Below are 4,426 nucleotides of genomic sequence, written 5' to 3'. Positions count from 1 at the left end.
CACCCGCCGCGGCCAAGGAGGCCCGACTCCACCGGCCGCCCCCGCGGCGCCCCGCCCGCCCCCGGCAGCCGACCCCGACCCGCGCGACAGCCGAACCCGCACATCACGCACGAGGTCCGTCTGCCGCTCCGCCCAAGGGTCGTCCCAGGACACCACATGCACGTTCATCCCCAGCGCGGCGAAGGCCGCGAGCGCGTCGGCCACCCCGGGAGCCGGCCCCGGATCCGGATCGCCGCCCAACTCGCCCCACACCGGCCGCAACCATGCGTGCGGGTGGGCCACCAGCAGCTCCACCACGACCCGTTCCCGCGCGTGCCGGGTCAGCGCGGTCACGAACGCCTCAAGCCCGAGTGCGTGGTACAGCACGTGATGGCACACCACCACATCCGCGACCGGCACCTGTGGCGCAACCTCCGGCCACACCCCCACCACGGTCTCGTGCTCGACGTCGAGCGTCTTCGCCCGAACCTCGAACGCCGCCGTCCGGCTCGGATCCGCGTCGATACCCACGATCCGCCCCGCCCGATCGGCCAACGGCAACGACGCCGCGCCCGCCCCGCACCCCACGTCCAGCACCGTCCCACCGGGCGGTAACGCCTCGCGCGCCCAGCGCTGCGACGGCGTCTCGCCTGGCGCCCCCGCTCCCGGCCCCGCCCCCGACCCGGCCGCCACCTCCGCGTCCCCCGGCATGCGCCATGCCGCCACCATCGCGTCCCAAGCGTCCACAGATCCCATACCGGGACACGCTAAGTGCGTTCCCGGCGGGAAATCCATGCTCAAGACCCGACACTTCGGGAATGCCACGCTTGCACCCACCGCGCGCGCACCGCCCGAAACGCGACTGCGGGCCGCGCGCACCCGTTGCCGCAGCGCTTGCCCGATCGTCAGCCCGTACCGCCCGTCCGCTAACCGATCGGCAAGCCGGATTCCCCCGAATCAGCGGCCGGACAAACAAAATTGACGCCCAGTCAGCCTTGTTGATTGGCAAAGGTCGACGTATGTTCATGCCCAACAGGAAGGGGGGCCCGTGGCGATCCCGGCACCGGAGGACACCTACGACAAGGTGCTCCAAGCGGCGGAGGAGTTGTTCGGCGAGCAAGGCTTCGCCGGTACCTCGCTCCAGGCCATCGCCGATCGGGTCGGGGTGACCAAAGCCGCCCTCTACTACCACTTCCGCACCAAGGACGAACTGCTCGACGCCCTCCTGCGCCCGGCCCTGAACGACCTGGACCGAGTACTGGAGGTCGCCGAGAGCCGCCGCGGCACCACCGCCCGACAACGCCTGTTGTTCGAAGGCTACGTCGACTTCCTCATCCGGTATCGCACCCTCGCCGTCATCCTCGATCGCGACGTCGCCATCGGACGCCACCCCGCCATCCAGCCCCGACTCGCGTCGATCACCGCGCGCGTGCGCGAAGTCCTCGACCACGTCGACGACTCGATCGAGTATCGCGTCGCGACCGCCGTGGCGATGGGCGGCATCTACTCCGCCGTCGCCGCGTTCACCGACCTGCCCGACGACGAACTCGCCCGGGTCTTGCGCGGTGTCGTCCGCAAGCTGCTGGGCCCGCGCCGCCGCGCGCCGGGCCCGGTGTCCCCCGCCTGACCCGCACCACACGCGGCCCGACCACCACCGCGCCGCCGCAACACCGCCACCTCGCAGCCACCCGCAGCACCACCACAACCACACCGCAACATCGCCACACCGCAACATCGCCACACCGCAACAACGCAGTACCCGCACGGCAATCAACGGCAACCCACCGCGATCCCGGCAACCGTCCCCGGCCGGCCCCGCGGCGACCTCGCATACCCTCCGGCAACGGGAGATCCACCATGACGTGTCCGGTCATCGACCACGGCTTCGACCCCACCGACCCCGACCTGTACACCGAGCGCATCCCGCTCGACGAGTTCGCCGAACTGCGCAAGACCTCGCCCGTGGTGTGGGTCCCGCAGACCTCGGAGGTCTCCAACTTCGGCGACGAGGGTTACTGGTTGGTCACCCGGCACGCGGACGTCAAGGAAGTCTCGACCAAGCCGGAGATCTACTCGACGAACAAGAACACGGCGATCATCCGATTCGCCGAGGGCATGGACATGAGCAACATCGATGCCCAGAAGCTCATCATGATCAACATCGACCCGCCGGAGCACACGCGGCTGCGCAGCATCGTTCAGCGCGGCTTCACGCCGCGGGCGATCAACGCGCTCCAGACCGCGCTCACCGAGCGCGCCGCGAAGATCGTCCAGGAGGCGATCGAGTCCGGTTCCGGCGAGTTCGTCACCGAGATCGCGTGCGAACTCCCGCTCCAGGCCATCGCCGAGCTGATCGGCGTGCCTCAGGAGGACCGCAAGAAGATCTTCGAGTGGTCGAACAAGATGCTCGGCTACGACGACCCCGAGTACGCGGAGTCGCAGGAGGCCGGCGCTCAGGCCGCCGCCGAACTGATGCTGTACTCGATGGGCATGGCCGAGGAGCGCAAGGCCTGCCCCGCACAGGACATCGTCACCCGCCTGATCACCGCCGAGACCGACGGCAGCCTGTCCTCCGACGAGTTCGGCTTCTTCGTGCTGCTGCTCGCGGTCGCCGGCAACGAGACCACACGCAATGCCATCACGCACGGCATGCTCGCGTTCTTCGACAACCCCGACCAGTGGGAGCTGTACAAGGCCGAGCGCCCGGAGACCACGGCAGACGAGATCGTCCGCTACTCCTCGCCGGTGATGTCCTTCCAGCGCACCACGACTCAGGACACCGTGCTGGGCGGCCAGGAGATCAAGGCCGGTCAGCGCGTGGGCATCTTCTACAGCTCGGCGAACTACGACGCCGACGTGTTCGAGAACCCGGAGAAGTTCGACATCACCCGTAACCCGAACCCGCACCTGGGCTTCGGCGGCGGCGGCCCGCACTTCTGCCTCGGCGCCTCGCTCGCGCGGATGGAGATCAACCTGATGTTCAACGCCATCGCCGACGCGATGCCGAACATCAAGAAGGTCGCCGAACCGCGGCGGCTGCGGCACGCGTGGATCAACGGCATCAAGGAACTGAAGGTCGACTACACGGGCAAGTAGCCCACTCGGCCTCGGCAGGCCGGCATGGGATACCTCTTCCGGCCCGGCCGAACACGACAGGCGCCGTCCGTCTACGGGAGCGGCGGGCGGCGCCTTTTCCGTCCAGGGCGCGGCGGGGTGGGGCATGGACGGGGCACGACTTCGTCAGGCCGTGCGGCGCGACGGTGCGGCGACCGCTGCCATTCGACGCGCCATCGTGGGCGACGTGTGGCTGCCGCCGCTCGGCCCTGCCCTCGGGCGGCTGCGCGTCGTTCCGGCAGGCAAGACGGGCGTGCGCGTCGACGGCGGCCTTGCCGTGCCGGCTTCGAGCCGGGTGAGATCGTGGTACATCCAGCCGACGCCACCCGCCGGGTCCGACGTGGTCGCGGCGCCTTGCCACGGCCCGGGTGGCTGCCCGGCGATTCGTGGCCGCACTCGCGGGGCGGACCGTCGCTAGAGCCCGCGAACGTGCAGCATCGTCACGACCAGGACGCCGGAGCTGACCTCGTACTCGGTGATGACCCCGGCGAGGGTGGCGGAGCGGCGGTCGGGGTTGCCACGGATCGCGCTGCCGTGGTTGCGCGGCGAGTAGGACATGGAGTCGACGGCGGCGTCGAACGCCTTGCGGGTCGACGCGGAGAGCGCGTTGTAGCCGGTCAGCGCGTTGTTGGTGTACTGCACCCGGTATTTGCTCATGTCTCGACCGACGTGCCGTCGGCGTTGAACAACCCGCCGTTGTCGCCTGCTGCGACCTGCGCGGCGATGGCGTCGTCGTGGCCCCGCATCTCGGGGGTCTTGGCCCAGGCCGAGGCAACGGCCGGGAGGTCGTCGATGGCGGCGTTCGCAATGTCGTGGTCGAACGCGGCGTGTTCGTCGGCGGGGAGGGCCGCGCGGATGTCGGCGAGGGTTCCGGGTAGCTCGATCGTGCGGCCGTTGTGGTGGGCGCGGATGACGGGTCGGGTGCTCATGCCGTCCAGGGTGGCATCACACCCGCCCTGTCCGGTAGCCGGCGCACTCGGGTGCAGTACGCGACGCGGTGTGCGCCCCGCAGCCCCGAGGGCAGCCGTCACCATCGCAAGAAGTTCGACATCACCCGTAACCCGAACCCGAACCCGCACCTGGGCTTCGGCGGCGGCGGCCCGCACTTCTGCCTCGGCGCCTCGCTCGCGCGGATGGAGATCAACCTGATGTTCAACGCCATCGCCGACGCGATGCCGAACATCAAGAAGGTCGCCGAACCGCGGCGGCTGCGGCACGCGTGGATCAACGGCATCAAGGAACTGAAGGTCGACTACACGGGCAAGTAGCCCACTCGGCCTCGGCAGGCCGGCATGGGATACCTCTTCCGGCCCGGCCGAACACGACAGGCGCC

The 4,426-nt window shown here is 69.7% G+C and carries 5 protein-coding genes and 1 pseudogene; 3 read left to right on the top strand and 3 right to left on the bottom strand.

Annotation, left to right across the window (positions count from 1 at the left end; translation table 11 throughout):
* Nucleotides 1-735 (bottom strand): class I SAM-dependent methyltransferase (locus GT354_RS44625; RefSeq protein ID WP_161362979.1); only part of this gene is annotated, 735 nt, incomplete at its 3' end.
* A gap of 292 nt (nucleotides 736-1,027) precedes the next feature.
* Here GT354_RS44625 and GT354_RS44620 point away from each other — a divergent pair.
* Together GT354_RS44620 and GT354_RS44615 are read left to right on the top strand one after the other, a co-directional pair.
* The gene (locus tag GT354_RS44620; RefSeq protein ID WP_161362976.1) at nucleotides 1,028-1,606 is read left to right on the top strand and encodes a TetR/AcrR family transcriptional regulator; all 579 of its coding nucleotides are present in this window, start codon (nucleotides 1,028-1,030) and stop codon (nucleotides 1,604-1,606) included.
* Nucleotides 1,607-1,836: 230 nt separating this feature from the next.
* Nucleotides 1,837-3,075: a cytochrome P450 gene (locus GT354_RS44615; protein ID WP_161362974.1), complete on the top strand. Its 1,239-nt coding sequence runs from the start codon at nucleotides 1,837-1,839 to the stop codon at nucleotides 3,073-3,075.
* A 432-nt stretch (nucleotides 3,076-3,507) separates the two neighbouring features.
* Here the strand turns inward: GT354_RS44615 and GT354_RS44610 are convergent, their stop codons facing one another.
* Both GT354_RS44610 and GT354_RS44605 read right to left on the bottom strand, forming a co-directional pair.
* The gene (locus GT354_RS44610) at nucleotides 3,508-3,750 is read right to left on the bottom strand and encodes a hypothetical protein (protein WP_161362973.1); all 243 of its coding nucleotides are present in this window, start codon (nucleotides 3,748-3,750) and stop codon (nucleotides 3,508-3,510) included.
* Nucleotides 3,747-4,022 (bottom strand): hypothetical protein, encoded by a 276-nt coding sequence (locus GT354_RS44605; protein WP_161362971.1) that lies wholly within the window; start codon nucleotides 4,020-4,022, stop codon nucleotides 3,747-3,749. Before GT354_RS44605 ends, GT354_RS44610 begins: the two co-directional genes overlap by 4 nt.
* 111 nt (nucleotides 4,023-4,133) lie before the next feature.
* On the opposite strand from GT354_RS44605, the pseudogene GT354_RS44600 reads away from it, so the two are divergent.
* Nucleotides 4,134-4,361, top strand: a pseudogene (locus GT354_RS44600) (cytochrome P450); the annotation flags it as partial.
* Nucleotides 4,362-4,426 lie beyond the last annotated feature (65 nt).

Origin of the sequence: Streptomyces sp. SID3343 (assembly GCF_009865215.1) — a bacterium.
Taxonomy (GTDB): Bacteria; Actinomycetota; Actinomycetes; order Streptomycetales; family Streptomycetaceae; genus Embleya.
This window is presented reverse-complemented; position numbering and strand designations above follow the sequence as displayed.